The sequence below is a fragment of the Actinotalea sp. JY-7876 genome, assembly GCF_014042015.1.
Lineage (GTDB): Bacteria > Actinomycetota > Actinomycetes > Actinomycetales > Cellulomonadaceae > Actinotalea.
This window is the reverse complement of sequence record NZ_CP059493.1, coordinates 3500513-3525400: the sequence shown is the minus strand read 5'-3', so window position 1 is coordinate 3525400 and position 24888 is coordinate 3500513. Positions and strand designations below refer to the sequence as shown.

The 24888-nt window shown below is 73.3% G+C and carries 22 protein-coding genes; 13 read left to right on the top strand and 9 right to left on the bottom strand.

Going from position 1 to position 24888, the window contains the following annotated elements; translation table 11 throughout:
* Positions 1-69: 69 nt before the first annotated feature.
* Both H2O74_RS16345 and H2O74_RS16340 read left to right on the top strand, forming a co-directional pair.
* Positions 70-1860: a diguanylate cyclase gene (locus H2O74_RS16345; protein WP_182112541.1), complete on the top strand. Its 1791-nt coding sequence runs from the start codon at positions 70-72 to the stop codon at positions 1858-1860.
* A 100-nt stretch (positions 1861-1960) separates the two neighbouring features.
* Positions 1961-2818 (top strand): SDR family oxidoreductase, encoded by an 858-nt coding sequence (locus H2O74_RS16340; RefSeq protein ID WP_182112540.1) that lies wholly within the window; start codon positions 1961-1963, stop codon positions 2816-2818.
* Between the two features lie 323 nt (positions 2819-3141).
* On the opposite strand, the gene H2O74_RS16780 is transcribed toward H2O74_RS16340, so the two are convergent.
* The 3 genes from H2O74_RS16780 to H2O74_RS16325 form a co-directional block, all read right to left on the bottom strand.
* Complete coding sequence (locus tag H2O74_RS16780; RefSeq protein WP_255491690.1) at positions 3142-3726, bottom strand: hypothetical protein; 585 nt, start codon at positions 3724-3726, stop codon at positions 3142-3144.
* Between the two features lie 911 nt (positions 3727-4637).
* Entirely contained in the window at positions 4638-5732 is a 1095-nt protein-coding gene (locus tag H2O74_RS16330) for an inositol-3-phosphate synthase (RefSeq protein WP_182112539.1), read from the bottom strand.
* Between the two features lie 20 nt (positions 5733-5752).
* Positions 5753-6382, bottom strand: coding sequence for a PadR family transcriptional regulator (locus H2O74_RS16325; RefSeq protein ID WP_182112538.1), 630 nt, complete (start codon positions 6380-6382; stop codon positions 5753-5755).
* A 612-nt stretch (positions 6383-6994) separates the two neighbouring features.
* Here H2O74_RS16325 and H2O74_RS16320 point away from each other — a divergent pair.
* The 5 genes from H2O74_RS16320 (at position 6995) to rplI (ending at position 11302) form a co-directional block, all read left to right on the top strand.
* On the top strand, positions 6995-9421 hold the full coding sequence (locus tag H2O74_RS16320; RefSeq protein WP_182112537.1) for a transglycosylase domain-containing protein: 2427 nt from the start codon (positions 6995-6997) through the stop codon (positions 9419-9421).
* A 183-nt stretch (positions 9422-9604) separates the two neighbouring features.
* Positions 9605-9895 carry a 30S ribosomal protein S6 gene (rpsF, locus tag H2O74_RS16315; RefSeq protein WP_182112536.1) on the top strand — a complete coding sequence of 97 codons (291 nt, stop codon included), beginning with the start codon at positions 9605-9607 and terminating at the stop codon, positions 9893-9895.
* Positions 9896-10003: 108 nt separating this feature from the next.
* Positions 10004-10519 carry a single-stranded DNA-binding protein gene (locus H2O74_RS16310; protein WP_182112535.1) on the top strand — a complete coding sequence of 172 codons (516 nt, stop codon included), beginning with the start codon at positions 10004-10006 and terminating at the stop codon, positions 10517-10519.
* A gap of 80 nt (positions 10520-10599) precedes the next feature.
* Positions 10600-10836, top strand: a complete 237-nt coding sequence (gene rpsR, locus H2O74_RS16305; RefSeq protein ID WP_034221340.1) for a 30S ribosomal protein S18 — start codon at positions 10600-10602, stop codon at positions 10834-10836.
* Positions 10837-10849: 13 nt separating this feature from the next.
* Complete coding sequence (gene rplI, locus H2O74_RS16300) at positions 10850-11302, top strand: 50S ribosomal protein L9 (protein ID WP_182112534.1); 453 nt, start codon at positions 10850-10852, stop codon at positions 11300-11302.
* Positions 11303-11378: 76 nt separating this feature from the next.
* Here the strand turns inward: rplI and H2O74_RS16295 are convergent, their stop codons facing one another.
* A complete protein-coding gene (locus tag H2O74_RS16295) occupies positions 11379-12695 on the bottom strand; it encodes an MATE family efflux transporter (RefSeq protein WP_255491689.1) in 1317 nt (438 codons plus the stop codon).
* 371 nt (positions 12696-13066) lie between these two features.
* Here H2O74_RS16295 and dnaB point away from each other — a divergent pair, with 371 nt between their 5' ends.
* The 5 genes from dnaB to H2O74_RS16270 all read left to right on the top strand — a co-directional run bounded on the left by dnaB (position 13067) and on the right by H2O74_RS16270 (position 18414).
* Positions 13067-14449 (top strand): replicative DNA helicase, encoded by a 1383-nt coding sequence (gene dnaB, locus H2O74_RS16290; protein ID WP_182112532.1) that lies wholly within the window; start codon positions 13067-13069, stop codon positions 14447-14449.
* 147 nt (positions 14450-14596) lie between these two features.
* Positions 14597-15136 (top strand): 2'-5' RNA ligase family protein, encoded by a 540-nt coding sequence (locus tag H2O74_RS16285; protein ID WP_182112531.1) that lies wholly within the window; start codon positions 14597-14599, stop codon positions 15134-15136.
* Between the two features lie 382 nt (positions 15137-15518).
* A complete protein-coding gene (locus H2O74_RS16280; protein ID WP_182112530.1) occupies positions 15519-16118 on the top strand; it encodes a hypothetical protein in 600 nt (199 codons plus the stop codon).
* Positions 16119-16270: 152 nt separating this feature from the next.
* Positions 16271-17050, top strand: a complete 780-nt coding sequence (locus H2O74_RS16275; RefSeq protein WP_182112529.1) for an alpha/beta fold hydrolase — start codon at positions 16271-16273, stop codon at positions 17048-17050.
* Positions 17051-17145: 95 nt separating this feature from the next.
* A complete protein-coding gene (locus H2O74_RS16270) occupies positions 17146-18414 on the top strand; it encodes an MFS transporter (RefSeq protein WP_182112528.1) in 1269 nt (422 codons plus the stop codon).
* Here H2O74_RS16270 and H2O74_RS16265 read toward each other — a convergent pair.
* Together H2O74_RS16265 and H2O74_RS16260 are read right to left on the bottom strand one after the other, a co-directional pair.
* Positions 18386-19360 carry a MerR family transcriptional regulator gene (locus tag H2O74_RS16265; protein ID WP_182112527.1) on the bottom strand — a complete coding sequence of 325 codons (975 nt, stop codon included), beginning with the start codon at positions 19358-19360 and terminating at the stop codon, positions 18386-18388. The genes H2O74_RS16270 and H2O74_RS16265 overlap by 29 nt on opposite strands.
* A 97-nt stretch (positions 19361-19457) precedes the next feature.
* On the bottom strand, positions 19458-20114 hold the full coding sequence (locus H2O74_RS16260) for a hypothetical protein (protein WP_182112526.1): 657 nt from the start codon (positions 20112-20114) through the stop codon (positions 19458-19460).
* Positions 20115-20512: 398 nt separating this feature from the next.
* Here H2O74_RS16260 and H2O74_RS16255 point away from each other — a divergent pair, with 398 nt between their 5' ends.
* Positions 20513-21142: a TMEM175 family protein gene (locus H2O74_RS16255; protein WP_182112525.1), complete on the top strand. Its 630-nt coding sequence runs from the start codon at positions 20513-20515 to the stop codon at positions 21140-21142.
* A gap of 51 nt (positions 21143-21193) precedes the next feature.
* On the opposite strand, the gene H2O74_RS16250 is transcribed toward H2O74_RS16255, so the two are convergent.
* The 3 genes from H2O74_RS16250 to H2O74_RS16240 form a co-directional block, all read right to left on the bottom strand.
* On the bottom strand, positions 21194-22834 hold the full coding sequence (locus H2O74_RS16250; protein ID WP_182112524.1) for a hypothetical protein: 1641 nt from the start codon (positions 22832-22834) through the stop codon (positions 21194-21196).
* A gap of 141 nt (positions 22835-22975) precedes the next feature.
* Positions 22976-23674 carry a response regulator transcription factor gene (locus tag H2O74_RS16245; protein WP_182112523.1) on the bottom strand — a complete coding sequence of 233 codons (699 nt, stop codon included), beginning with the start codon at positions 23672-23674 and terminating at the stop codon, positions 22976-22978.
* Positions 23671-24816, bottom strand: coding sequence for a sensor histidine kinase (locus H2O74_RS16240; RefSeq protein ID WP_182112522.1), 1146 nt, complete (start codon positions 24814-24816; stop codon positions 23671-23673). The genes H2O74_RS16245 and H2O74_RS16240 overlap by 4 nt, the downstream gene beginning before the upstream one ends.
* Between the last annotated feature and the right edge of the window lie 72 nt (positions 24817-24888).

The window sequence follows — 24888 nt, the reverse complement described above, 5'->3', positions numbered from 1 at the left end:
ACCGGCCGAAGGAGCAGCCCACGGCCCTGCACCCCTTGAACGCGCCGTGCCGTGGCCGATCAGGTCGGTGTGAGACGTCTGCGCCCCGACGGGCCCGCCGCGCGGGGCGCCGGCCCCACGGGCATCGTGACGGAGCTGCGGCGCAGCCACGTCGCGCTCGTCGCGGCGCTCGCCGCGATGCTCGCGATGGCCCTCGTGACCTCCGGCTACCTGCTGGTCGTCAGCGAGCCCGCCGTCGTGCGGTCGACCAACCTCACGCGCGAGGCACGCCTCATGCAGGAGGGCATGCTCAACCAGGAGACCGGGCTGCGGGGGTGGCTCGCGACGGGTGACGAGGTCTTCCTCGGGCCGTACGAGCAGGGCCGCGCCGACGTCGACGCCGCGGGCGCCCGACTCCTCGAGTACGCGGCGGACGACCCCGGCCTGACGGCGCTCGTCGTCGAGACCATGCTCGCGCGCCAGGCGTGGCAGTCGTGGGCGGACGACGTCGTGGACGGGACCACCCGGATCTCGGCGCTCACCCCGGCGGCGACCACGCGCCTCCTGCTCGCGGGCAAGGACCTGTTCGACGTCTACCGCGCCGCCGACACCGTGACGATCGACACGGTCGTCGAGCAGCGCAACGCGGCGCTCGTGGCCCAGCGTGGTGCGCTGGTCGCGGGCATGGGCGGGTCGGTCGTGACCGTGACCGGTGCGGCGGCCCTCGCGACGCGCCGGCGCCGGCGGCTCACGAGCGCCGTGATCGCGCCCGTCGACGAGCTGCTGCGCACCATCGACGCCCTGCGCGAGGGGGACCTGTCCGCGCGCGTGCCCGTCACGGGCATCTCCGAGCTCGACACGATGGGCTCGGCGCTCGACCGGCTCGCGTCGGACCTGCAGGCCGCGGGCGAGCTCGGGGTGGCCCGCGAGGAGCGGCTGGCGCTCCTGGCGGAGCGCCTGGCGAGCGTGGTCCGGATCGCGCGGGAGGTCTCCGGCAGCACGAGCGTGCGGTATGTCGCCGAGTCGGTGAGCGACGCCGCCGCGGACCTGCTGGGTGCGCCCGTGACGCTCTGGATCCGGGGGGACGACGGCGAGCTGCACGCGGTGCGGTGCAGCGACGACCCGCACGGCACGGTGCCCTCGTCGGACACGCCGCTGCCGCCGGCCGTGGTGGCGAGCGCCGCCGACGCGCGTCCGGTCGCGGAGGAGCAGGGCAGCGCCCACCCGCTGGTGCTCGGCGGCTCCGTCGTCGGTGTCTTGCACCTGGGCGGCATCGGCGCGCAGGCGGGCCGCGCGGTGGACCCGGACACGCTCGAGGTCCTCACGGCCCTGCTGTCGACGGCGGCGGCGGCACTCGAGTCCGCGCGCCTGCACGGCTCGGCGCGCGACCAGGCCGAGCACGACGCCCTGACCCGCCTGCCCAACCGACGCCGGCTCGAGGCCGACCTCGCCGTCGAGTGGGAGCGCGCGGAGCGCTACGGGCGCCCGCTGACGTTCCTCATGCTCGACCTGGACCACTTCAAGCGGCTCAACGACCAGCACGGTCACCTCGCGGGCGACGCCGTGCTGCGGGCCGTGGCGCACGCGGTCCGGCGCGAGCTGCGCTCGAGCGACACCGCGTACCGGTTCGGCGGCGAGGAGATCGCCGTGCTCCTGCGCGAGACCGACGCCGCGACCGCCCAGGCGGCGGCCGAGCGGCTGCGCGCGGCCGTGGCCGACGTCGTCGTGCCGGACGTGCCGACCTACGTGACGGCGTCCGTCGGCGTCGCGTACCGCACCGACGACATGCTGGTGGCGTCCGACCTGGTGGGCGCGGCCGACGCCGCCCTCTACACGGCCAAGCGCAGCGGACGGGACCGCGTGGCGCTCGCGCTCGTCTGAGCCGCCGCGCCCCGGGTGCTCCGGGAAGGAACCGGGTCCCGTGTCGGTTGATGCGACAACTGCCGCGGATCGCCCGCGGCCTCGTCGCGAGGAGACCACCGTGTCGATCGTCGTCACCGGAGCCACCGGCCACCTGGGCCGCCGTGTCGTGGAGGAGCTGCTCGAGCGCGGGGTCGCCCCCGCCGACGTCGTCGCGGGCGGTCGGGCGCTCGAGCGCGTCGCGGACCTCGCCGAGCGCGGGGTGCGCACCGCGCGGGTCGACTACGACGACCCGGCGTCGGTCGCGGCCGTCCTGGGCGAGGGCGACACGGTCCTGCTGGTCTCGGCCAGCGAGCCGGGGCGACGGGTGCAGCAGCACGGGACGGTGATCGACGCCGCCGCGCGCGCCGGCGTCGCGCGCCTCGTCTACACGTCCGTCCTCGCGGCGGACACCACCGCGCTGGTCCTCGCGCCCGAGCACAAGGCGACCGAGGAGCTGTTGGCCGCGAGCGGCCTGACCACCACGGTCCTGCGCAACGGCTGGTACTCCGAGAACTACGTGCCGACGCTCGAGCAGGCGCGCGCCACGGGCGTCGTCCTGTCGAGCACCGGTGGCGGGCGCGTCGCGAGCGCGGCCCGCGACGACTACGCCGCGGCGGCGGCCGTCGTGCTCACCACGGACGGCCACGAGGGTGCGGTGCACGAGCTGTCGGGCGACACGGCGTGGAGCTTCGACGAGCTCGCGGCGGTGCTGAGCGAGCTGCTCGGCCGCGAGGTCCGGCACGACGACGTCACGCCCGAGGAGCACCGCGCCGCGCTGCTCGCCGCCGGCCTCGACGAGGCGACGGCGGGCTTCGTCGTCGCGCTCGACGGCAACATCCGCGACGGCGCGCTCGCGGCCACGTCCGGCACGCTGAGCCGCCTCATCGGCCGCCCCACCACCCCCCTCGCCGACACCCTCCGCCGCGCCCTCCCCTGACGGCCCCGCCCGCGCCCGGCTGGCCCCGGCCCGCCCGCCCGCCCGCCGCCCGGGCGGCGAGCGGCGCACCTCGGCCCGCTCCGGCCCGCCCGGGAGCTTTCGCCCGCCCACCGGTCCCAACCCTCCGCCGCGTCCCGGGTGGCCGCGTTCAGCTCGTGGTCCCCTGGCTGGCGCACGCGTGTGCCCGGTCCATGTCCGCCGCGCGGAGGCTTGCGGCCGCCCACCGGCCCCAACCCTCCGCCGCGATCGGGAGCGTCGGCCCGCGCCGCCGGGAGCCGGTGCCGCACAGATTCGTGGGGCGGAAGGTTGCGCCCGCCCAGCGGTCAGAAGCCTCCGGCGCGTGTGGCCGATGATCGGCGGGCGACGGTGCAGGTGGGGCCGCACGGGCGCGCGGTCCCGGACCAGCCGCCGGCGCGTAGGCCGGCCTCGACCTGCAGCGTCGTGCGGCACGGGGTGACCGCGACGTGCGCCCAGCGGTAGCGGAGCGTGAGCTCCGCGCGCTCGAGGAGGACGGCGTTGTCGCGCCAGGTGTCGGCGTCCGTGCGGCCGCCCGGGTGGGCGAGGCGCCCGTCGAGCTCCACGCGCAGCGCGTACTTCTCGTAGACGACGTCGGCGCGCACCCAGCTGCCGTCGAGCCGGTGCCGCACCTGCAGACAGGCCTTCGGCAGCCCGTGCCGTCGTTCGACGTCCCGCCGGTAGCGCCGCTCGAGCGGCGACTCGACGCCGTCGCCCACCTCGCACAGGAGGTCGCGGAGCAGCGCGCTGCGGGCCGACCGCCCCCGGCGGTCCAGTGCCGCGAGGACCTCGTCCGGGTGCGTCCCGGCCCGGACGGCGTCGCACACGCGAGCCATCGCGTCGTCCTCCGTGCGGGCGTCGGCGACCAGGTCGACCACCGTCTCGCCCGCCACGTGCGGCGCGGCCGGCCCGCCGACGGCGGCACGGGCGTCCGGCGGTGCACGGTGAGCCCGGCGCTCGGCATCACACGCCGCTCACCGGGCACGGTCACGGCGACCGTGCGGGGTGGCTGGACGGTGACGTCCTGGAGGAACGCGGCCGCCTCGTGGCTCAGCACGGCGCCGCGCCCGGCGTAGAGCAGGGCGCCCCAGGCCCTCGCGCGCCAGGGCACCGGGCCCGAGTGCGTCACCAGCACCCCGCGGTGCAGGCGCTGCCACCGCCCGTGCTCGAGCTGGCGGGTGATCCACGAGTCGTCCGCGCCGGCCTCGCGCAGCTGGGCCCGCGTCGCGACGCCGGCCTGCGGTGCGGTGAGCTGCCCCACGAGGCCGAGGTCGAGTCGCATGCGCGCGATGCTCGCGCCTCACCGGTCCTCTCGACCAGCCACCCGGCGTCGCCTGTGGACGACCACACGCTTGGGGACGACGGGCGGGCGGGGTGACCAGACGGACGACGCCCGGGCACCCGACCCGCGCCGCCGTCGCGCCGTAGCGCCGCCCCGACGGAGGGTCATGCCCGTATAGCGCCCAGAACCCTCCGGCCGACGTCCGACGGCGGCGGTTCGGCTCGCCCGGCGCGTCGGGTGAGGGGCGCCAGGGTGGTCCGCCGTCGTGCGCGGTGCCGGTTCGGTGCCGGGCGAAGCCGACGGAGGGTTGCGCCGGATGGTGCGCAGAACCCTCCGGCGAGCAGCTGAGCCGGAGGCGTGGCGGGTGGCGGCGGCCGGTGGTGGGCGGCCGGTGGCGGTGGCGGCGGCGGGTGGCGGCGGCCGTGGCCCGTGGCGGCGGGTGGGGATGCGCCGAGGGCCCCGGACGGGTGCGTCCGGGGCCCTCGGGCGAGCGGATCAGGTCCGCTCAGGTGGTGCTGGTGCTCAGCGCTCGATGTCGCCGGCGATGAACGCCTCGAGACGCGCACGCCCCGCGGTGTCCTCCATCTGGACCGGCGGCGACTTCATGAAGTACGTCGACGCGGACACGATGGGGCCGCCGATGCCACGGTCCTTGGCGATCTTCGCCGCGCGGAGCGCGTCGATGATGATGCCGGCCGAGTTCGGGGAGTCCCAGACCTCGAGCTTGTACTCGAGGTTCAGGGGCACCTCGCCGAACGCGCGGCCCTCGAGGCGCACGTACGCCCACTTGCGGTCGTCGAGCCACGCGACGTAGTCCGACGGGCCGATGTGGACGTTGCGGTCCTCCTTCTTGCCCGCGAGCGGGCCGTCGTCGATGTTCGACGTCACGGCCTGCGTCTTCGAGAGCTTCTTGGACTCCAGGCGCTCGCGCTCGAGCATGTTCTTGAAGTCCATGTTGCCGCCGACGTTCAGCTGGTACGTGCGGTCGAGCACGACGCCGCGGTCCTCGAACAGCTTCGCGAGCACGCGGTGCGTGATCGTCGCGCCGACCTGCGACTTGATGTCGTCGCCGACGATCGGCACGCCGGCCTCCTCGAACTTCGCGGCCCACTCGGGGTCGGACGCGATGAACACGGGGAGGGCGTTGACGAAGGCGACGCCCGCGTCGATCGCGCACTGGGCGTAGAACTTCGCCGCACGCTCGGAGCCGACGGGCAGGTAGCAGACGAGGACGTCGGCCTGCGTCTCGCGCAGGGCGGCGACGATGTCGACCGCCTCGGCGTCCGACTCCTCGATGGTCTCGGAGTAGTACTTGCCGAGGCCGTCGAGCGTGTGACCGCGCTGGACCGTCACGCCGAGCGGCGGGACGTCGGCGATCTTGATGGTGTTGTTCTCGCTGGCGCCGATGGCCTCGGAGAGGTCGAACCCGACCTTCTTCGCGTCGACGTCGAACGCCGCCACGAACTCGATGTCCGAGATGTGGTACGGGCCGAACTGCACGTGCATCAGGCCCGGGACCTTGCTCTGCGGGTCGGCGTCCGCGTAGTAGTGGACGCCCTGTACCAGCGACGCGGCGCAGTTGCCGACGCCCACGATGGCGACGCGGATCGAAGTCATCCTCGCTCCTCGGTTCTCTCTCAGTGCCGGGGCGCGGAGGCGCCGTCGACGGTGGCGGGTCCGGCCGGACGGCCGTCCCCCTCGGTGGTCCCGCGGCGGTTGCCGCGCTCGTTGTCGATCAGTCCGTCCAGCCAGCGCACCTCGCGCTCGACCTGCTCCAGGCCGTGGCGCTGGAGCTCGAGCGTGTACTCGTCGAGACGCTCGCGTGTGCGCAGCGCCGACTGGCGGACGTTGTCCAGCCGCTCGGTCAGCCGCGTGCGGCGTCCCTCGAGGATCCGGAGCCGGGTCTCGGCATCCGTCTGCGCGAAGAGCGCGAAGCGGACGTCGAAGTGCTCGTCCTCCCACGTCGTCGGGCCGGAGCTCGCGAGCATCTTCGCGAGGTGCTCCTTGCCGTCGGCCGTGAGCTCGTAGACGATCCGCGCCCGCTTGCCGCTGAGGGCGTGGGGCGGCGGGGTCTGCGACGCGTCGGTGCCCGCGATCAGCCCGCGCGCGACGAGGCCCTTGAGGCACGGGTACAGCGACCCGTAGGACAGGGCCCGGAACGAGCCGAGCAGCACGTTGAGCCGCTTGCGCAGCTCGTACCCGTGCATCGGTGTCTCCTGGAGCAGGCCGAGGATGGCCAGCTCGAGCACGCCGGAACGACTGCTCACTGGACCTCCCCTGTGCTCATCCCCGCCCGAGGCGGCGTCGTCGCGACCTCGTGCCGGGCCGATGAAGCTCGTCGATGTATCGAACTGATACATCGGAGACAGTAGGTGCGGGCGGGCGATCTGGCAAACCCCGGGCGGACGGGGCGTCTCCCGCCCGCGGCCGGGCCGGCCCCGCGGGCCCGATAGCGGACCACCGCGCTCCTCTCGCGTCGCGATGACCGGTCGCTCACAACCTCTTCACGAGCGCGTGCCCATACTGAGAGGAGCCACGAGCGTCAGGTGTCCCTACCCTGAGCGTGGCTCCCCCCGTCTGCGGGTGGTGCGCCCCCGCGCGGCCACCCGTCGTCCATGTCGTCCACCGGAAGGCTCACTGTGGCACCGGCCAGCACTCCCCCCTCGCGCGGCTCGTCCCGACCCTCCGGGCAGAGCGGCCCCACGCGTCGCAGTGCCTACGGCGCGACGGGCGGCCGCGGTGGCGCGACGGGTCCCACGCGCCGCACGACGAGCGGCGGGGCAGCGGGCAGCGCGGCCCCTGCCGGCCGCCGGCCCGCGTCGGGCACCCGCCGCGCCTCGGGCGGCGGTGCCGGCGCGACGGGCGGCCGACGTCGCCTCGTGGACTACCCGCGCCAGGGCAAGACCGGGGTGCGGCGGTGGCTGCCGTCGTGGCGCCTCGTCCTCGGGACGTTCCTGACCTTCGTAGCCCTCGGCATCGGCGCCTTCGTCTTCCTCTACACGACGACGGAGATCCCGGAGCCGTCGGACTTCGCCGAGGCGCAGACCACGACGATCATGTACGCGGACAACGCGACCGAGATGGGGCGCTTCGCGGAGCAGAACCGGACCATCGTCGACAGCGCGGAGATCCCGGACCACGTGAAGGACGCCGTGGTCGCGGCGGAGGACCGCTCCTTCTACGACAACCCCGGCATCAACCCGGCAGGCATCGTCCGCGCGCTGTGGAACAACCTGCGCGGCGGCGAGCAGCAGGGCGGCTCCTCGATCACCCAGCAGTACGCCGAGCGCTACTACGTCGGCTCCACCGTCTCGGACTACAAGGGCAAGCTGAACGAGGCGCTGCTGGCGATCAAGCTCGACCGCGCGCAGGACAAGGACGAGATCCTGTCCAACTACCTCAACACGATCTACTTCGGCCGGGACTCCTACGGCATCCAGGAGGCGGCGCGCGCGTACTTCGGCGTGGGCGTCGCGGACCTCGACGTGTCGCAGGCCGCCATGATCGCCGGGATCATCCCGTCGCCGAACAACTGGGACCCGCGCGTCGACCCGGCCAAGGCGGAGCAGCGCTGGAACTACGTGCTCGACGGCATGGTGGAGACGGGTGCCCTCACGCAGGCGGAGCGCGACGCCCAGGTGCTGCCCACGCCGATCGAGTACGCCCCGACGGACACGTTCGCGGGTCCGCAGGGCTACCTGCTGGACCAGGTCCGCCGGGAGATCATCGCCAGCGGTGCGATCACCGAGGACGAGCTCCGCATGAACGGCTACCGGATCGTCACCACGATCGACCCCGGCCTGCAGTCGATGATGCAGGAGGCCGTCGCGGCGATGCCCGCGGACCACGCCCCGGAGCTGCGCATCGGCATGGTGACGCTCAACCCGGTGGACGGCTCGATCGTGGCGATGTACGGCGGGCCCGACTACCTCAGCCAGGGCCAGAACTCCGTGACCCAGGCGCGCGCGCAGGCCGGCTCCACGTTCAAGCCGTTCACCCTCGCCGCCTACCTGCAGAACGGCGGCTCGCTGAAGTCGCGCTACGACGGCAACGACGACGTGCGCGTCGAGGGCTTCGAGCGCCCGGTGACGAACTTCGGCGACGCGGACTACGGCCGGATCGACGTCGTCCAGGCGACGGCGAAGTCGGTCAACACCGTCTACGCGCAGATGAACGTCGAGGTGGGCCCCGCCGAGACCAACCGCGTCGCGCGCGAGGCGGGCATCTCTCCCGACCACCTCACCGAGGACGTGCCGTCGAACGTGCTCGGCCCGGCGTCGGTCACGCCGCTCGAGATGGCCTCGGCCTACAACACGTTCGCCGCGGACGGCGTGCGGTACCAGCCCTTCATCGTCCGCTCCGTGACCTACCCGGACGGGCGCGAGGCCTACACCGGCGCGACGGCGGGCACCCAGGCGTTCCCGACCGACGTCATGGCCGACACGGTCTACGCGATGACCCAGGTCGTCGAGGCCAGGGGCGGCACGGCCACGGAGGCGCGCGCGGTCGGGCACCCCGTCGCGGGCAAGACGGGCACGTCGTCCGACAACAAGTCGGCCTGGTTCGTCGGCTTCACGCGCCACCTCACGACGGCGGTCGCGCTCTTCCAGCCGACGCCCGACGGCGCCGGCGAGGCCGAGATCACCCCGTTCGGCGGCTACCGCAGCATCACGGGTGGCTCCGTGCCGCTCGACGTGTGGACGTCGTACATGACGAACGCGATGCAGGGCCGCGAGGTGCTCGACTTCCCGAGCCGGGCGGACATCGGCGAGCCCAACACGCCTCCCATGGTCGAGGTCCCGTCGGTCGTCGGCATGAGCGAGGGCGAGGCGACGGCGGCGCTGTCCGCGGTCGGCCTGGGCGCCGACGTCTCGCGAGCCAACGACGCCACGGTCCCCGAGGGCACCGTGATCAGCCAGAGCCCCGGGGGTGGCGCGGAGGTCGAGCAGGGCGGCGCCGTGAGCGTCGTCGTCTCGGCCGGACCGGGCACGACGGCGATCCCGAACGTCGTCGGGCAGAGCGCGCAGTCCGCTCAGGCGACGCTCAGCGGCGCCGGCTTCACGGTCGCCGTGTCGGAGGCACCGAGCGACTCGGTCCCCGCGGGCACCGTGATCAGCCAGAGCCCCGGCGGCGGCGCGGAGGCCGGTCCCGGGTCGACCGTGAGCATCGTCGTGTCGACCGGCCGGCCTGCCGGCGGTGGCCCGGGCGGCGGCGACGGTGGCGGGGAGGACGACGGCGGCGGCGAGGAGCAGCCGGGCGGTCCGGGCACGCCTCCCGTCCCCGACCCCGGCGGTGCCAACCCCTAGCCGGACGTCCTCCACAGGCGCCGTCGGGCTGGTCGTGACCGCGGGCGGCAGCCGGTAGCATGGACCCTTGCTGCCCGGAGTCCCGCGGTGCCATCACCGCGGCGCCGGGCGCGCTGCTGGACGCACAACCCTCCTGTCACGGAGAGACCGTGACCGCTGAGACCACAGGAGGTGGGTTATCGCATGCGTCGTTACGAGATGATGGTCATCCTCGATCCCGACATCGAGGAGCGCACCGTCGCCCCTTCGCTCGACAAGTACCTGTCCGTCATCACGACGGCCGGTGGCTCGATCGACAAGGTCGACATCTGGGGCCGGCGTCGCCTGGCCTACGAGATCCAGAAGAAGTCCGAGGGCATCTACGCCGTCGTCGACTTCACCGCCGAGCCGGCGACCGCCAAGGAGCTCGACCGCCAGCTGGGCCTGAACGAGGCCGTGCTGCGCACCAAGGTCCTGCGCCCCGACGCTCGCTGAGCCTCCGCTCGGCAGCGCCGTAGCCCCACGGCAACCGCGGCAGCCCACAGCGCCGCACGCACCGCCCACGACCGCACCGCACCGTTCGCACCGAGACAGGGAGCTGGCATGGCTGGAGACACCGTCATCACGGTGATCGGGAACCTCACGGGGGACCCGGAGCTGCGCTTCACCCCGTCGGGTGCCGCCGTCGCGAACTTCACGATCGCGTCGACGCCCCGGCAGTTCGACCGCCAGAGCAACGAGTGGAAGGACGGCGACACGCTGTTCATGCGCTGCTCGATCTGGCGCGAGGCTGCCGAGAACGTCGCGGAGTCCCTCACCAAGGGCATGCGCGTCATCGCCTCCGGCCGGCTCGTCCAGCGCTCCTACGAGACCCGCGAGGGCGAGAAGCGCACGGTCGTCGAGCTCCAGGTCGACGAGGTCGGCCCGTCGCTGCGCTACGCGTCCGCCAAGGTCACCCGGGCCCAGCGCTCGGGCGGCGGTGGCGGCGGGTTCGGCGGCGGCGGTGGTGGCGGCTCGCAGGGCGGCAGCTCCCAGGGCGGCGGCGGGTTCGACAACGACCCGTGGGCCACGCCCGCACCGTCGGCCGGCGGCTCGTTCTCGGACGAGCCCCCGTTCTGACACCCAGACTCACCCCCATCCCGGGTCGCGCGGCCTCACGGCCAGGCGGATCCGGGCTCCATCACTGAAGGAGCACCACGATGGCGAAGCCCGTCGTCCGTAAGCCCAAGAAGAAGACCAACCCGCTCAAGGCCGCCAAGATCGACGTCGTCGACTACAAGGACACGGCCCTGCTGCGCAAGTTCATCTCCGACCGCGGGAAGATCCGCGCCCGTCGGGTGACCGGCGTGTCCGTCCAGGAGCAGCGCGCGATCGCGCGGGCCGTCAAGAACGCGCGCGAGATGGCCCTGCTGCCGTACTCGAGCTCGGCTCGCTGAGAGAGGCTGACCCATGGCAAAGCTCATCCTGACGAACGAGGTCACCGGCCTCGGCGCTCCCGGTGACGTGGTCGAGGTGAAGGACGGGTACGCCCGCAACTTCCTCGTGCCGCGTGGCCTCGCGACCGCCTGGTCCAAGGGCGCGGAGAAGCAGATCGCCGGCATCCGCAAGGCCCGCAAGGCCCGCGAGATCGCCACGCTCGACGAGGCGAAGGCCGTGGCGGACTCGCTGCGCGCCAAGCCCGTGACGATCACCGTCAAGGCCGGCGCGTCCGGCCGGCTCTTCGGCGCCGTCACGACGTCGGACATCGCCGAGGCCGTCACGGCCGCCGGTGGCCCGTCGATCGACAAGCGCAAGGTCGAGATCGGCCAGCCGATCAAGTCGGTCGGCTCGTACACGGTGCAGGTCCGCCTGCACGAGGACGTCTCGGCGCAGATCGACGTGCGGGTCGTCCCGCAGGTCTGATCCGCCGACGGTCGAGGCCCGGTACCCGCGAGGGTGCCGGGCCTCGCTGCTGCCCGGAGCGGCCGGGCGGCGCGGCCTAGGCGCCCGTGATCATCCACGCCGTCCCGCGGGCACGCAGGCCGGTGGTCACCGCACGGGCCGCCATGAACACGCCGGCGAAGGCGAGCCACGACCAGGCGAGCCCGGAGACGCCGTCCTCGGCCAGCGAGCGCACGGCCAGGGCGGCCGGGACGTACACCACGAGCGTGGCGACGCCGACGCGCGCGAGGTAGCGGCCGTCCCCGGCGCCGATGAGCACGCCGTCCAGGACGAAGACCCAGCCGGCCATGGGCAGGGTCACGGCGACGACGACGAGCGCGACGGTCACGGCGAGGCGCACGTCGGGGTCGCGCGTGAACAGCGGCGCGAGCCACCACCCGGCGGCGCCGAGGACGACACCCAGCGCGGCTCCCGCGGCGACGCCCCACTGCAGGGTGCGCCGCAGGACGTGGCGCACGCGGTCGACGTCGGCCGCGCCGAGCGCCTGCCCGACGAGCGCCTGGGCGGCGATCGCGAGGGCGTCGAGCGCGAAGGCGGCGAAGCCCCACAGCGCGGCCACCACCTGGTGACCGGCGAGCGTGACGGTGCCGAGGCCCGCGGCGACCCACGCGGACAGCAGGATCGCCGCCCGCAGCGAGAGCGTGCGCACCACGAGCGGGGCCCCGGAGCGCAGCCCGGAGCCGAGGCCCGCGGCGCTCGGTCGCAGCGGGACGCCCTCGCGCCGGGCGCCGCGTGCCACGACCGCGGCCAGGACGGCTCCCATGCCGAGCTGCGTGACCGCGGTCCCGAGCCCGGACCCGGCGACCCCGAGGCCGAGGACCAGCACGAGGACGACGCTGAGGACCGCGTTGACGACGGCGCCCGTGGCCGCGACGACGAGCGGCGTGCGGGTGTCGAGGAGCCCGCGGAGCACGCCGGTGGCGGCCAGGACGACGAGCATGCCCGGCAGGCCCGGCGCCGACCAGCGCAGGTATGCGACCGCGTGCGGCACGACGTCGGCCGGGGCACCGAGGGCGGTCACCAGGGCCGGGGCGGTGGCGAGGAGCGCGACGGCGAGCAGCGCCCCGACGCCCGCGCCCAGCCAGAGGCCCTCGACGCCGAGGCGCAGTCCGTGCGCGCGACGGCCCGCGCCGACGTTGCGGGCGACGTCGGCGGTGGTCGTGTACGCGAGGAAGACGCACAGTCCCACCAGGGTCATCAGGACCGTGCCCGCGAGGGCGAGGCCGGCGAGCTGCGGGGTGCCCAGCGTGCCGACGACCGCCGAGTCGACGAGGACGAAGAGCGGCTCGGCGACCAGTGCCCCGAGGGCCGGCACGGCGAGCGAGAGGATCCGACGGTCGAGCGTCCCACCCACTGGGGGGACGGTCTGTCCATCTGGTGAACGGTCGGCCAACGAGTTCCTGTCCACAGTCGGTGCATGACGAACGCAGTGCTCAGCGGCACTTCCCGCCAAGGTTGCCACGTCGTCCACAGTGTTGTCCCCGGCCTGTGCACAACCGCTGGGCACCGCGTCCACAGGGCGTCCCCAGGTCTGCCCACAGGACGGAGGTCCCGGTCTTTGGGGACACGCCGGGGCGGCGCCTAACCTCGCGAGGGAAGCAGACGAGGTCGGTCGTCGCGGGCGCCAGCGGTGGTGTCGGAGGCGCGCGATAGGACATCAGTTCGACACGTGCGCGACCGCTTCGCTGCCGAGGGCAGCCCGAGACACAGGAACGGACGGCCTGAGTGAGCATCGACGAGCTCGAGCAGGGACTGCGGCGCGCGCCGGCGGGCGGCCCGGGCTTCGACCGCACCCCCCCGCAGGACATCCCCGCGGAGCAGAGCGTGCTCGGCGGCATGATGCTCTCGAAGGACGCGATCGCCGACGTCGTCGAGCAGATCAAGGGGATGGACTTCTACCGTCCCGCGCACGAGCTGGTCTACGACGCGATCCTCGACCTGTACGGCCGCGGCGAGCCGGCCGACGCGGTCACGGTCGCGGCGGAGCTGACCAAGCGCGGCGAGATCTCCCGCATCGGCGGCGCGCCCTACCTGCACACGCTCATCTCCATGGTGCCGACGGCGGCCAACGCCGGGTACTACGCACGGATCGTGCGCGAGCGCGCCGTCCTGCGCCGCCTCGTCGAGGCGGGCACGCGCATCGTCCAGCTCGGCTACGCGACCGACGGCGGCGACGTCGACGAGATCGTCAACAGCGCCCAGGGCGAGATCTACGCGGTCACCGAGCAGCGGACCAGCGAGGACTACCTCCCGATCGCCGACATCATCAACGGGACGATGGAGGAGATCGAGGCCGCGGGCAACCGCGGCGACGGCATGACGGGCGTGCCCACGGGCTTCATCGAGCTCGACAAGCTCACGAACGGTCTGCACCCCGGCCAGATGATCGTCCTTGCGGCGCGTCCGGCCATCGGAAAGTCAACAATGGGCATAGATATAGTCAGGTCCGCGTCGATCAAGCACCAGATGACGTCGGTGATCTTCTCCCTCGAGATGAGCCGCAACGAGATCACCATGCGCATGCTCGCCGCCGAGGCCCGCGTGCCCCTGCAGAACATGCGCAAGGGCACCATGCGCGACGACGACTGGCAGAAGCTCGCGTCGACCATGGGCCGCCTGTCGCAGGCGCCCCTGTTCATCGACGACTCGCCGAACATGTCGCTCATGGAGATCCGGGCCAAGTGCCGGCGGCTCAAGCAGCGCCACGACCTCAAGCTCGTCGTCATCGACTACCTGCAGCTCATGAGCTCGGGCAAGCGCGTGGAGTCGCGCCAGCAGGAGGTCTCGGAGTTCTCGCGCGCGCTCAAGCTCCTCGCGAAGGAGCTCGGGGTCCCGGTCATCGCGATCTCGCAGCTCAACCGTGGCGCCGAGCAGCGCACGGACAAGCGGCCGCAGATGAGCGACCTGCGCGAGTCCGGCTCCATCGAGCAGGACGCCGACATCGTCATCCTGCTGCACCGAGAGGACGCCTACGAGCGCGAGTCGCCCCGGGCCGGCGAGGCGGACGTCATCGTCGCCAAACACCGCAACGGGCCCACGGACACGCTCGTCGTCGCCTTCCAGGGCCAGTACGCGCGCTTCGTCGACATGGCTCCCGCGGGCATGTAGTGCTGGCGTTCACCGAGTTCGGGAATGGCGCGCCGTTGTAGGAACCGATGGGAGAGGCCGCGTGCGCAGGTCGCGGTCTTGGGAGCACGGGAGCAACCCCTGAGTCGCCTCTGGAGTGCAGTGTCCTAGAGGGGCAGACTCATCGGTGTGGGGCACACGGTGATTCAGGTTCCCGTACCAGCGCTTGAGTCGATCACTCATCGCCTCACGCCTGCGCCCGTGTGTCCGCACATCACCTTGCTCGGTCCGTTCGTCGACCGGGGCGACGTCGATGATGACCTCGTGGGCACCATCCGTGAGGTCCTGAAGCCGGTTCTAGCCTTCGACTTTGAGCTGTCCGCGGTGGGTCACTTCATGGGCGGGCTCACGTATCTGGCGCCCGATCCCGCCGAGCCCTTCATCCGACTCACGGAGATGTTCGCCGCTGCCTTCCCGCAGTGGCCACCGTACGGCGGGGCGTTCGACGAGGTCGTCCCTCACCTGTCGATCGGTGAGGCGCTTCCAGAGGCTGACGTTGCCGCGCTGCGGGAGCTACTTCCGATCGGCGCGACAGCGGACGAGGTGACGCTCACCTGGTGGTCGGAGCACGTCGCTGACGTGCTTGTGCGCTTTCCCCTCCACCCTCAGCGGACGCCTCTCCGCCAGTCGACCGAACGGAGCCCGTCTCCCGCCACCCCTGCCGTCTAGCGGATGGCAGCGAGCCAGCCATCCGGCGACGAGGTTCTCGACCTAGTCGGCGTCGTCGCCATCCATGACCCGGCACACCGGCGCCGCCCAGTCTGGACCGAGCCGCTACGTCGAACCCGCCCCGCACCGCGATCACGAGGACAACCTGTCCTGCATCTCGACAGTCGACGGGCAGCCTGGTTCTCGCGATCGTGCGGGAGCGGTCCAGCTCGTCCTCGTCCGGCGCGCAAGCGCACCATCCACGCGCACGTCGTGCCCGAGGCCGGCTCCGCGCGCGGTCCCCGGCCGTATCGGGGTGCGGTCGACGTTGCGCCCTGCTAGACCTGGGTGGACGGCCGACCCCCGCGTGAGAGGCACGCGAGAGGGGCCGCAGGGGGCACCGATGTCACGTGTGCTGTGGACCGTCTGGCTCGCCGGGGTCACCGACTCCGACAACTACTACAAGTCGACGACGGTGCGTTTCCTGCCCACTGACGTGGTCGCGACCATCGCGGTGTCCGCGTTCCGGGCCGAGCTTCCGGCCCGGGAGAACCTCATCCCGCCCGAGGTGGACGCCTGGATCACCGAGGAGATCCCCGCCGACCAGTGGGGCTCTCACCGGTACGGGTCGTCGAACTCCCGCTGGGCGGACGGCGTCAGCGAGCTGACGTTCAACATCCGGGTATCGCGGGCGGCCACCGCCGCCACGGGGATCGTGCACGACCGCCGCGACTCGGTCTCCAGCACACGCGCCGCCCAGGTGCTCGAACGGGCGCTGGTGGACCGGGACACCGGCGCCATCCACCGCCTGCACACCGACATCACCCTGGAGGGCGCGACCCCCGTCGACGTCGAGGCGCTCGAGGCAATCCTGGTACGCGGAACCCGTCTGAGCATGGTGGGCGCGGAGCCCCTCTCCGACGAGGCGGGCGTGCTCGCACCGCGCTACGACCCCGACCGAGACCGGGTCGTGTTCGAGCCGCCGCCCGCCCGCGGCACCTGATCGGGCTGAGGTCAGGGCCAACGACTCCTCCCTCGTCGGGGCTCAACGGTCCGAGCCGCATCGCGACGAGCGTTCTGGCGGCGCGGCCCGGATAGGGTGACGGCCCGGCTCGTCCCGATTCCCGGGACGGCGCACTGCAGGCGGAGGCGTCGGTGCTGCCCCTCACGATCCACCGCTACGGAGACCCCGACACCCCGCCCGTCGTGCTGCTGCACGGGCTGACCGAGGCGGGGACGGCCTGGCCGGACCTGGTGAGCCACTGGGGTGCTCGATGGGACATCCACGCGCCGGATCTTCGGGGCCACGGGCGCTCGCCGCGCCTGACGCAGGACGAGCTGGTGAGGTCCCACGACGTCCTCCTCGCCGACGTCGTCGCCATCGTCGATGCGCTGGCCGCGCCGGCCGCCCTGGTGGGGCACTCGCTCGGCGGTCTGCTGGCGCTCCGTACGGCGCTGGCGCGCCCCGAGAAGGTGTGGGCCCTGGTGCTCGAAGATCCGGCCCGGCCCACGGACGGCGCCCCCGACGAGGACTTCGTCGCGGCGAACGACGCCTTCCTGGACTCCATGAGCGACCCCGCCCGCCACCCCGAGCGTGTCGAGGGGATGCTGGCCGAGACGACGTGGAGCCGGCGCGAGGTCGAGGCGTGGGCCGCCTGCAAGCCTGCCGTGGACCGCGAGTACATCCGACAGGGCCTGTCGCTCGGCGACGCCGCGTGGGAGGAGCTGTTCAACGACCTGGAGGTACCGACTCTGCTCGTCGTTCCTCCGACATCGGAGATGGCACCCCGCCCCGAGCTCCTGCACAACCCGCGTGTCCGGACGGTCGTCGTCCCGGACTCGGGTCACTGCGTCCGGCGCGACCAGCCCGGCCGGTACCACCAGGCGGTCGACGACTTCCTCGCCGCGGCGCTGCAGCAGCACCTCGGCGGATAGCTCGACCCGCCTCGGGGTCGGCTGGCCGGGCACGGCAGGTCGCTCGAGCCCTCTGCTCTTGACCCTCGACCAGGTCGAGGCGTGAGCGTTCCGCCATGACCGTTGCTGATGCATCGCCGCGGGCGCTGCCCCGCTCCTACCTCGCCTGGGTCGGCGGCTTCACCGTCTCGCGGCTCGGTGATGCCGTGCTGATGTTCGCCCTCGGATGGGCAGCCTCTGGACTTGGTGGCTCGACGGCGGCCGTGGTCCTGACGCTCAGCGCGCTGCCCCGCGTGGTCCTGCTGGTCGTGGGAGGGGCCGTCGCCGACCGTGTGGGCGCGCGCCGGATCCTCATTGTCGGCGAGGCCGTGCTGCTCATGCTGACCGCCGTCCTGGCTCTGGCGCTCGCGCGGTTCGGGTCGCCGGCCTGGTTGCTCATGGCGTCGTCGTTGGCGCTCGGCACGGTGACCGCGTTCTGCCTCCCGGCTGCGGGCTCGCAGCCGCGCCGCCTGGTCCCGGACGACCAGCTGACCCGTGCCCTTGCGCTGCGGCAGGGCTTGAGCCAGGCCGTGCTGATGGCCGCTGCGCCGCTGGGTGGCCTCCTGGTCGGCGCCGTGGGGCTTCCGGCGATCGCCTGGTGGGATGCGGTGCTGCTGGGCGTCGGGCTGTGCGTCCTCATCGCGGTCCAGGACATGCCCGGCTCGTCGCCGGACGCGCGGCCTGTCGGTGGGCCGCACGGCGGGCGACTCGACCTGGTCGACGGCTTTCGCGTCGTGGCCCGAACACCGGGCTTGCGGGACGCGCTCCTCCTTGCCGGCGCGGGCGCAGCGCTCATGCTGCCGGTCCCGGCTCTTCTCGTGCCGCTGCTCGGCCGGGCGACGGGCTGGGGGGCGGGTCCGACCGGCGTGGTGGCCGGCGCGGTGGGTGCCGGGGTGATCAGCGCGGCGCTCCTGACGGCGCGACGTCGGCGGCTGGCTCCGCGGGTGGGAGTGGCTGCCGGGGCGAGCGGGCTCGCGGCGAGTGCGGTGGGGGCTCTCGTTCTTGCGGGCGGTGCGGCGCTCGAGGGTCCCCGGGCGGTAGCGGTCGCCGTCGCCGGCGCGCTGGTCTTCGGGTTCGGGAACGGGGCGTTCGTCGCGCGGTTGGCCCCGCTGGTGCTCGGCAGCGCACCCCGGACGCACCTCGCGCGGGTGCAGGCGATCGTGGGGTTGGTTCAGCTTGTGCCGGTGATGGCGACGACCATGATCCTCGGGGCCCTCGCCCAGCACGCGTCGCCGGGCTGGGCGCTCTGCGCGACGGCGGTGGGCCTGGCTGCGTGCGCGGCGTTGGCCGTCGGCGGGCGGCGGGGTACTCGTCGGATCAGGTGTGCAGGCGGATCGGCATCATGAGGCCGACGTGGTCCGGGCGATCTGCCGGGGTCAGACTCAGGGCGGACCGCTCGTCGAGCGCCAGGGCGACGGTCTCCGCTCGTGCGGCGCGAACCGCGTCGAGAAGGAACGTCCGCGAGAAGCCGAACGCGTCTCCGTCGCGCGGGGGCGTGACACCGACTCGGTCTCCGTCGAGCCGCAGGACGACGATGTCGCCGGCCCCTTCGACGCTCTCGGCCAGCTCGTCGGACGCGACGGTCGCGCCCGGCCTGCTGGAGCGCAGGAGCTGCTGGTAGTCCGGGAACGCCGCGTCGAGCGGCTCGGTCTGCCGACCCAGGACCTCGAGGACGCGGGGGCCGAGAACGACCGGCCCGACGTCCGGCAGCGGTCCCGCCGCGATCTCGTCGAGGAACGCGAGTGACGCGACGACGCGCGTCTGGGGGCCGGAGGGCTGCCGCGCCGGCACCGTCGAGACCGCGATGCGGGACCGGTCGCCGGCGACGAGGCGCAGCGCGGTCCCGTCGAGATGGAGCAGGACGCCGGCGAGCCCCGGCCAGGCCGTGTCGGCGCCGACCGCGTGCCGGACGGCGGCGATCGCCGCGCGAAGGTCCTCGGCAGCGATCGAGCAGCGACCGGGCTGATCCAGGATGCTCTGCGCCGCATCGAGGTGCGCGGCCGCCGCGGTCATGTCCTCCTCGAGCCGGCGACGATGCCGGGCCAGGACGTCGTGCGCCTCGTGCGGGGCCTCGAGGACGGCGACCAGGTCGACGATGGGCAGCCCTGCCCGCCGCAGGTCAGCGATCAGCCGTGCCGTGTGGACCTGGGCCGAGGTGTACCAGCGGTAGCCCGTGACCGGGTCGACGTGCGCCGGGCGGAGCACCCCGGCGGCGTCGTAGAACCGTAGGGCGGAGACGGGTAGGCCGCCGGCGCGGGCCAGGGCGCCGATGCTGAGCAGGTCGTCGTGCACGCGCCCACTGTGGGCCCTCGACCCACATGAGGGTCAAGACCATCGCGCCGGATCCGGGGCGTCAGCGCGATCCAGGGACGCGCGGAGTCCGGCTGGTTCAGCTGATGGGTCCCCAGCGGTCGTCGTAGCCGCGTTCGGCGCACACGGCACGGTCGGCGTAGACGAAGCTGTTGCGCCAGCTCGACATGAGCCACTGCCCGTCGACGTCGGCGAAGGCGACTGCCTGCTCGAAGCACAGAATCGAGCCTTCGAGCTGCCCTCCGGGCGCGTTCGTGAGGCGAACGAGGAATCCCGTGAACGTCACGGCAGGGTCACCGTTCGGGGCCAGGGTGTGCTCACCGGCGGCCATGTGGAACCTCTGGATCCTGGCAGCCCCAGGCTCGTACGCCAGGGCGTAGCCGCGTTCCGCGCGCTTGCCCAGGACGTCGTTGTCGACGAGGGCGCTGAGCGCCTTTCCCTCGGTGCGTTCGTCCAGCGCTTCGAGGACGTCGGGGCGGCTGCTCTCCATGTACCGGTGCATGTTCGCAGCAGCCCACTCGTCGACGCGGACGGAATCGACCAGGATCGAGTCGACCCCCTCTTCGACGACCCACAGCGCGCCGACGGAGGTGATCTGGGCCAGCTGGTCGTGGGTGTACCCGGCCTCGAGGACCGCAGGGTCGACCTTCGTCTCGTCGATCGTGAGCGCCGGGTGGTCCGCTGCCAGGGTGACACGGGCGTACGGCGTGCCGTCGGGAGTGTCGACCTCGGTCACGCCGAGCAGTGCGAGCTCGTCAGGGAGCTCGACATCGGCTGCTGTCGGTGTGGCGGTCTCGGACGGGGTGGGCGTCGCCGCTGGAGTCCCGGACGACGGGGGCGTCCCACTCGTGCCGCAGGCCGTCAAGGCGCCGGTCAGGACGAGTGCCAGGAGCGCGACGCTGAGGGTTCGACGCACGGTGTCGACCTCCTTGGTTCGGGGGAATCGTGCGTGGCGTCGAGCGGTGAGAGGGGAACCGTCGTCGACTCGATCATCCGGTCATGTCTTCGCACGATCCATCGGCCCCGGCCGGCCGGGGTTGAGACGTGACCGCGCCCCGCCGTCGCCCACGCCGCGCCGTGCCGCGCCCACCTTCCTAGGCTGGGGACGACGCAGGGGGGGCGGCGATGGCGAGCGTGCGCACGGACCGAGGCCTTGACCGTCTCGTCAACTTCACCGACGCGGCGGTGGCCATCGCGATCACGCTGCTCGTGCTGCCGCTGGTCGACGTCGTCACGGACGGGGAGCAGCGCACGGTGGCCGAGCTGCTCACGCAGGAGGCCGGGACCTTCCTCGCGTTCGCCATCAGCTTCGTGGTCATCGCCAGCTTCTGGGTGGGGCACCACCGGGTCTTCGAGCACCTCCAGGACTACTCCCGGGCGATGCTGTGGGCCAACTTCCTGTGGCTCGCGAGCATCGTGCTCATCCCGTTCACCACGCAGCTCCTGGCCGACGACGGCACCGACGTCCCCGCCGTCAACGCGCTGTACATCTCGACGATGATCGTGACGACCGGCAGCATCCTGCTCATCGAGTGGCTGGCCGTCCGTGAGCCCGAGCTCCAGCGCGCGGAGGTCCGCGGCTCGCTCACGCTGCGCAACGGGGCCGTGGCGCTCGGGCTGCTGCTGGTCGCGCTCGTGCTCGCGGTGGTGGCCCCGCGCGTCGGGATGTTCTGGCTGCTGCTGCTGTTCCTCGCCGATCCGTTGGCGAGGCTCACCGGCGGACGCCGGGGACGGGACGCCGGCGCGGCACCCGAGGCGCCGTGACGCTCCTGCTCACCGGCCGCCTCACGAACGCACCGGTTCGAGGGCGAGACGTCAGCGGACCGCGGCCCGTGCCCGGATGGTCGCCACCTCCTCGCCGGTGAGCAGCCCTTCGACGCGCAGGGTGTCGAGGGTCCGGAGCTGCTCGGCCGACAGGCGCGAGGCGATCCCGCCGCGGACCTCCTCGCGGGTGCGCTCGACGAGGGAGGCGAACAGGTCCTGCTCGCGCGCGACCTCCTGGAGGACCGACCAGTTCGGGTGCGGGTCGCCCAGGTCGATGCGGGGTCCGAGGACGACGGGGATCCGCTTCAGGTCGATGTCCTTGACCGTTCCCAGGCACCGCTTCACGTCCGCGACGTACTGCGAGTCCATCCGGACCTCGACCGTGACGATGCTCAGGTCCTCGACGAGCTCGTAGCCGCGGTCCCAGATGTCCTGCGACGAGGCCGGGAAGGGCGGGATGAGGGGCGGGTCGCCGGCGTAGGCGAGGATCGCCCGCACCGTGCCCGACCACACCCCGTCGCCGGCGGCGTTGCTGAGGTCCAGCGTCGTGCCCGAGCAGGAGTACGCCAGGGTGCCCGGTCCGCCGGGGAAGGCGTCGGCCAACGGCTTGCCGGGACCGCCCGTGATGGCGGCGACGCCGCTCAGCTGCACCGGCACCGCACCGGTGGGCGCCGGCAGGGGCGTCTCGTCGAGGAACCACCGCACCTCCACCGGCGCCGCGTTCCCGATGTTGAGGACCTGCAGGCGCGTCGTGCTGGTCAGGCGGGTCGCGGTGGCGACGTAGGTGCGCTCCGGGAACCAGCACACGCGCGTCGTCACGCTGGCGCTGTCGGCATAGGTCGAGGTCAGCGAGATGACCGACGACGCGAGCCGGTGCTGGCGCACCCGGGTCGCGCGGGCCCCGCCCCGGATCTCGTAGTCGGCCTCGTCGTCGGTGTAGCGGAGCACGATCGACTGCTGGCTGGCCGAGAGCTGGCGTCCGGTGAAGACCGCAGCGTCAGCACCGAGCAGGTCGTCCGGGTCGATGATCTCGTCCCAGCCGGCCGCGTCGGTGAGCGCGGACCTGATCGGCCCGCGGATCGCGCCCTTGACCCGCCGGGTGAGCTCGCGGACGGCGTTGCTCAACCCGGCCGGGTCCGCCATCCGCCTGATCCGGAACGGCAGGCCGAACCCCTCGGGCGGGTCCGGGAGCGGGTTCCCGGCCGCATCGGTGTTGAGCGCGGCGTCATACCCGGGGTCGCCCTGGAGGAGCGTCTGGAGCTCGTGGGCCAGCGCCGGGCCGAAGGCCGCGTTGAATGCCGCGTGCCCCGCCTCCGACGTCGAGGGGGCGAACGCGTCCTGGTCCCAGACCAGGGCCACGATCCCCGCCAGGCCGTCGAACCACCCGGCGCCCTCGATGAGCGCAGGCCGCAGGCGCAGGCTGCGCGTGCCCAGGGTGGCGGGGATGGTCAGCGGCGTCGGGCCGGCGTTCACCGAGCCCGGTCCCACCAGCCACGGGAGCGAGGGGGGCCCGACGACGGTCCGGACACCGATGGTCGGCACGAGCGTGCCCACCGCCGGGGGCCCGATCGTGTCCGCGTCGACCTTGAAGCCGAGGACCCACAGGTACGGATCGTCGCCGCCGCTGTCCTCGGTCTTGTTGACGAGCACCTGGTCCAGGTGGAGCGTCACGTCGAGCTCGTTCGGGCGCATGGCAGCTGCCTCTCGGTCGACCCGTGGGCGCCGTCCCGATGGGCAGTGCCCGGACATGACCCCGGCCGCGGGGGCCGAGGCCTGTCACCATCAGCATCGACCCGCCCCGGGTCCGACAACAAGGGGCGGCGTTGCCAGAGCTCAGCGGCTCGGTCCGGTCACCAGCCCCGTCTCGTACGCGTAGATGACGGCGTGGACCCGGTCGCGCAGGTCCAGCTTCATCAGGACTCGGCCGACGTGCGTCTTCACCGTGGTCTCCGCGACGTAGAGGCGCTGCGCGATCTCCGCGTTGGTGAGCCCCTCGGCCAGCAGCCGCAAGGTCTCCCGCTCGCGCTCGGTCAGCCGGGCGAGCGCTGCGGCCGTGCTGTCCTCGTCGACGGCCCGAGGACGCTCGAGGTAGGACTCGATCAGGCGCCGCACCACGGTCGGGCCGAGGAGCGCCTCGCCGCGGTGGACGGCCCGGAGCCCTGCGACGAGGAGCTCCGGCTCGGTGTCCTTGAGCAGGAAGCCGCTCGCCCCGGCGCGGAGCGCGTCGTAGACGTACTCGTCCATGTCGAACGTCGTCAGCATGACGACGCGCGGGGCGTTCCCGCCGGCGGTCAGTCGCCGGGTCGCCTCGATCCCGTCGACGCCCGGCATGCGCACGTCCATCAGCACGACGTCGGGCTGGAGCTCGGCCGCCCGAGCCACGGCGGCCTCGCCGTCGGCCGCCTCGCCGACGACGCGGAGGTCGGGCTCGATCTCGAGGACGAGCCGGAAGCCGGTGCGGACGAGCGCCTGGTCGTCGACGATCAGCACGTCGATCCGCTCGGCGCCCGCCGTCCCGGTCGCCGCGCTCATGCCGGGTCCAGAGGCAGGGACGCGACCAGCTCGAAGCCGCCGCCGGGCCGGGCCCTGGCCACGAGCGAGCCACCGAAGACCGCGACGCGCTCCCGCATGCCGAGAAGGCCGCTGCCCGGCGGGGCCTGCTCCGCCGGGGCGGCGCCACGACCGTCGTCGCGCACCGCGACCTGGATGTGGTCGGTCGCGTAGCGCAGGGTGACCTCGGCGCGGTTCGGACGGTCGGCGTGACGGAGCGCGTTCGTCAGGCCCTCCTGCACGATGCGGTACGCCGTGAGGTCCAGCGCCGGTGCCAGCGCGCGCGGCGTGCCGCTGACGCTGACCTCGACGGGCAGTCCGGCCGTCCGGAACTGCTCCGCCAGCCCGTCGACCTGGTCCAGGCCCGGCGCGGGGGCCAGGAGCGTGCTGTCGTCCGCCTGGCGCAGCGCGCTGACCATCCGCCGCATCTCGGTGAGTGCCCCCCGACCGACGGCCTCCACCGTCTCCAGCGCCTGCCGCTCGACGGCCTGGTCCGCCGTCAGCCGCCGTCGCACGGCGGACGCCTGCACGGTCATGACGCTGACGGAGTGCCCGAGCACGTCGTGCAGCTCACGGGCGATCCGGTTGCGCTCCTCGGCGACCGCCTGCGCCTCCTGCTGCCGGCGCGACGCGCGACGCTGCTCGGCGTTGGTCGCCGACAGGCGCAGCAGGACGCCGACGAGCCAGGCGATGACGAACGGCGACATCCACACCATCGTGCCCAGCCGTTCCGGGGCCGCGGCACCGTCGTTCACCGGGTCGAACACGGACCAGGCGGCCCAGAAGACGACGCCGAGCACGGGAGCCGCCCAGGCGCGGCGGGCGGGGAGCCGCCGCCCCACGGTGTACCCGGCGACGAGCATCGACAGCGCGACGGCGGTGCCCTCGGGCGACCCGAAGACCGCGAACTCGACCGCGCTCACCACCACGATCGCGACCAGGCAACCGAGCGGGTGGACCCGCCGCACGACCAGGAGCGCAGCCGTGACGGCGTACAGCGTCGCCTGCGCCCACAACGGACCCTGGCGGTGCGTCGCGCCGACGCCCCACCACGCCTCGAGCTGCCCCAGCACGCCGACGGCGAGCGCGAGCGCGATGTCGAAGGACCAGCTCCTGCGGGTCACGGTTCGACGGTACGCCGGGGCGGGTGACCGGGCCGTCCTCCTTCCGCAGGAGGCGCCCGTCCTCCTCGAGGA

Bases quoted from the DNA above. Each gene is read 5' to 3' on its own strand.
- H2O74_RS16330 (WP_182112539.1), bottom strand. From the start codon at position 5,732: ATGACTTCGATCCGCGTCGCCATCGTGGGCGTCGGCAACTGCGCCGCG.
- rpsF (WP_182112536.1), top strand. From the start codon at position 9,605: ATGCGTCGTTACGAGATGATGGTCATCCTCGATCCCGACATCGAGGAG.
- H2O74_RS16310 (WP_182112535.1), top strand. From the start codon at position 10,004: ATGGCTGGAGACACCGTCATCACGGTGATCGGGAACCTCACGGGGGAC.
- rpsR (WP_034221340.1), top strand. From the start codon at position 10,600: ATGGCGAAGCCCGTCGTCCGTAAGCCCAAGAAGAAGACCAACCCGCTC.
- rplI (WP_182112534.1), top strand. From the start codon at position 10,850: ATGGCAAAGCTCATCCTGACGAACGAGGTCACCGGCCTCGGCGCTCCC.
- H2O74_RS16280 (WP_182112530.1), top strand. From the start codon at position 15,519: ATGTCACGTGTGCTGTGGACCGTCTGGCTCGCCGGGGTCACCGACTCC.
- H2O74_RS16270 (WP_182112528.1), top strand. From the start codon at position 17,146: ATGACCGTTGCTGATGCATCGCCGCGGGCGCTGCCCCGCTCCTACCTC.
- H2O74_RS16250 (WP_182112524.1), bottom strand. From the start codon at position 22,834: ATGCGCCCGAACGAGCTCGACGTGACGCTCCACCTGGACCAGGTGCTC.
- H2O74_RS16245 (WP_182112523.1), bottom strand. From the start codon at position 23,674: ATGAGCGCGGCGACCGGGACGGCGGGCGCCGAGCGGATCGACGTGCTG.